This window comes from Anaerofustis sp. (genome assembly GCF_019420015.1).
Taxonomy (GTDB): domain Bacteria; phylum Bacillota; class Clostridia; order Eubacteriales; family Anaerofustaceae; genus Anaerofustis.
In genome coordinates this window covers 1-3,196 of record NZ_JAHZIA010000050.1, presented here as the reverse complement: position 1 = coordinate 3,196, position 3,196 = coordinate 1, and the positions used below count along the sequence as shown (strand labels likewise).

3 protein-coding genes are annotated in these 3,196 nt (G+C 29.7%); all 3 read left to right on the top strand.

The features are described from left to right. Nucleotides 1-27: 27 nt before the first annotated feature. Nucleotides 28-1,257 (top strand): hypothetical protein, encoded by a 1,230-nt coding sequence (locus QZ357_RS08740; protein ID WP_290776271.1) that lies wholly within the window; start codon nucleotides 28-30, stop codon nucleotides 1,255-1,257. 150 nt (nucleotides 1,258-1,407) lie between these two features. After that, nucleotides 1,408-2,520: an AAA family ATPase gene (locus tag QZ357_RS08735; protein WP_290776269.1), complete on the top strand. Its 1,113-nt coding sequence runs from the start codon at nucleotides 1,408-1,410 to the stop codon at nucleotides 2,518-2,520. A gap of 252 nt (nucleotides 2,521-2,772) precedes the next feature. Then, a complete protein-coding gene (locus QZ357_RS08730) occupies nucleotides 2,773-3,048 on the top strand; it encodes a hypothetical protein (RefSeq protein ID WP_022265562.1) in 276 nt (91 codons plus the stop codon). Nucleotides 3,049-3,196 lie beyond the last annotated feature (148 nt).

Sequence of the window (3,196 nt, the reverse complement as noted above, 5' to 3'; positions counted from 1 at the left end):
CAGAATTTCAGAAAGGTGGTTGTTTAAATGGCAACAAATACAAAAAATAACATCAAGAAAAAAGATTGGGTATCAACATTTACTTTGGTTGGCAAGGCTATTGTTAGAGATAATTCATTTGAGATTGATGCTCAATCTAAGAAATCAAATTGGGTTTACAACTCTTTGAATCTTGGTATTGATTGTGGTGAAAAGTATGGTGTAATTTACACATCAATGATGGGTGGTTACGACAAACAGAGAACAGATAATGTTATTCGTACAAAAGGTAAAGAGGAAGAAAATCCAGATAGAACGGATTATACAAAGAGTATAGTAATTGCATGGGAAGATAGATTTAACGAAGATATTCTTGCTACTGTCGGAAACGACCAATTTTACTGCGTGGGTTTGGAAAAGGTAGCCGAGGGAGAAAATAAAGGTAAAACATTTTATAAGAATTTTCTTAGTACATATGATGCTATTACTTACATAAAAGAACATATTGTTAATGGAATGATAGTAAGAGTTACTGGTGACCTTCAATATAGTGAGTATCAAGGCAATGTGCAAGTTAAGAAAAATATCAAGAGCATTGTTTTGAGTGGTGTTGAAAGTGAAAATGATTTTAAGGCAACTTTTAGGCAGTCTGTTCTTATAGATAAGGAATCAGCAAGTTTGAAAAATATTGATAAGGATAAAGGCATTATGTATGTAGATGCTAAAGTTCTCGATTATGTAAAAGAGATAAATGGAGTAGAGTATAGAGGAAATTATCCATATACAAAAACATTTGAATTTAAAATGGACTTTTCCAATGAGGCTTTAACAAGAAAAACTTTTAATGTTTTGTTTAAAGTAAAGAAAGGTTATACACAGATTACTTTTGAAGGAATATTTATCGAAGGCGGAGCTACTGTAATGCCGACCGTTGATGATATTCCAGATGACATTAAGGAACTTATAAATATTGGTTGTTATACAGAAGAAGAAGCTTTGAAACTTTGTGCTACAAATGGCAAGAATGAAAAAAGAATGGTTCTTATCAAGCCTTATATTCGTAAAAGATACAATGATGATGGCACAACAACTAATATTGTACAGAGATTTGAAGAAAGATATACTGACGAAGATTTGTATATTGACATTCCTAAGATAGTAGACAGTGCAAATGAAGTAGCAGATAAGACTAATCTTGATAATATCATAGATAGTTCTAAATCTGATAATAAGACAGAAAGTTCAGAAGATGATATGTCTTGGCTTGATGAAATTTAAGTAAAAATTCTAATAATTTAAAATTCTAATTTTATAAGTGAATTTTACCTATATATGGTGTTTATAATTGTTGTATTGTACTACATATAGTAGATAAAGCTTAATAACAACAAGTCAAAGTGGCAAAGTATAGAAAGAGGTAAATATAATATGGCAAGAAAATTTGGAAAGAAAAATCATGTAAAAGTAGACCCTTTTAATTATTCTCTTATGATGTTGGGAGAGCCTAAAATAGGCAAGACTACACTTCTTTATGAAGTTGCTGAAAAGCTGGTCGGCGAAGATGGATATATTTTCGCAGAACTTTTCAGAGAACATGGTGCTGACGCAATCGAGGGAATCGTTGCAGAAAACATTCCAACTTGGGATAATTGGGTAGAGTTTGTTGATGATATTGTAGAAAATAAAACTGAAGATTATCCAAATCTTAGAGTCGTTTTTATTGATACATATGATCAATATATTTCACTGGCTATTTCAAGAGCTATTGAACTTTGGAATAGAAAAAATCCAAACAAAAGAGCAGAAACACTTAATCAAGCTTGGGGCTTTGATTCTGGTAAAAAGGTTACAGATTTAATGTTTGAACAAGTTGATAGGCTTGAAAGTGTTGGTGTTAAAGTATGGTGGATTGGTCATGTTAAAACTAAAGAAATTAATGATATTTATAATGATGAAACATATCAGATGCTTACTTCCGACCAACAGCAAAATTACTTTAATGCTCTAAAAAAGAATATTCATTTCCTTTGCTTAGCTTATTTCGATAGAGAAATGCAAAAGAAAAAAACTGGCAAAAAGAATATTGTTACCAAAGAAGAAAAGATTAAGACTACTATCAAAGATGAAACCAGAAAGATTAAGTTTAGAGATGATTCTTTTGTAGTGGATTCAGGCTCAAGATTTTCAAATATCAAAGAAACTATTAATTTAGATGTTGATGAGTTTATTGAAGCAATTACTAATGCAATTAAAACAGAAATTAATAAAAATGGTGTTACTGTAGAAGAGCGAAAAAAAGAGAATGATAAAGAAGAAGCTGAAAATTTAAAGCGTATTGCAGAAGCGGAAGCCAATGCTAAAATTGAGAAACAACTTGATGAACTTAAATCTAAGATTGTTGAGTACATTACCGAGAATAAAACCAATATGGCTGTTGTAAAACCAATTCTTGAAAAGTGTGCAGAATATGGCTATAAGAATCCTATGCAAATTATAGACTTGGAAACTATGAAAGCTGTCGCAGCAATGATTGAACAATAATTAAACTGAATGTCCTCTTGTCTGCAATATTAGTAGCTAAATTAGTATTGCAGATAAAGTAAGGGGTGATAAATTATAGAAAAGGAAAATCAAGAATGGGATAAACTTTATAATTTTGTAAAATTCGATATTTTTGCATATCAAAACGAGGAATTACCTTCTAATATAATTTTAAAACTTAAAAGCCTATCTACCAATGAATATATATATCATTCAAATAGCAAGATTATTTATTCGTATAATGTGATTTATATGGCATTTAAATCTTGTTTAAGCACAATAAAGTATTCCATAAGTAGTAAAACTTTTAATGATGATATGCACAAGTTTAATTATATAGTGAAAATTGTCAAACCTCGTATTGTCGAAATAGATAAAAAGATAAAAAATCATAACAGAAAATTAAAAGAGAAAGAAAGAATTGTAGATGAAGCATTATATAGGAGCTTGGATATAGACAAATTTCAATCTCAATATACAAAAAAGACAAAGGAGTATCATAATAAAATTTTTGATGATATTTGGTAAGAGGTGTTTAATTGGTTGCAGGAAATTGTAAAACAACACCATTTATACAAGAACAAATTGAAACTTATAACAAGGTAAAGGAGTATAAAGTAAACTGTGAGGCTAATATAGTTTCTTGTATCTATAAGAATCCTAATCTAATACATAA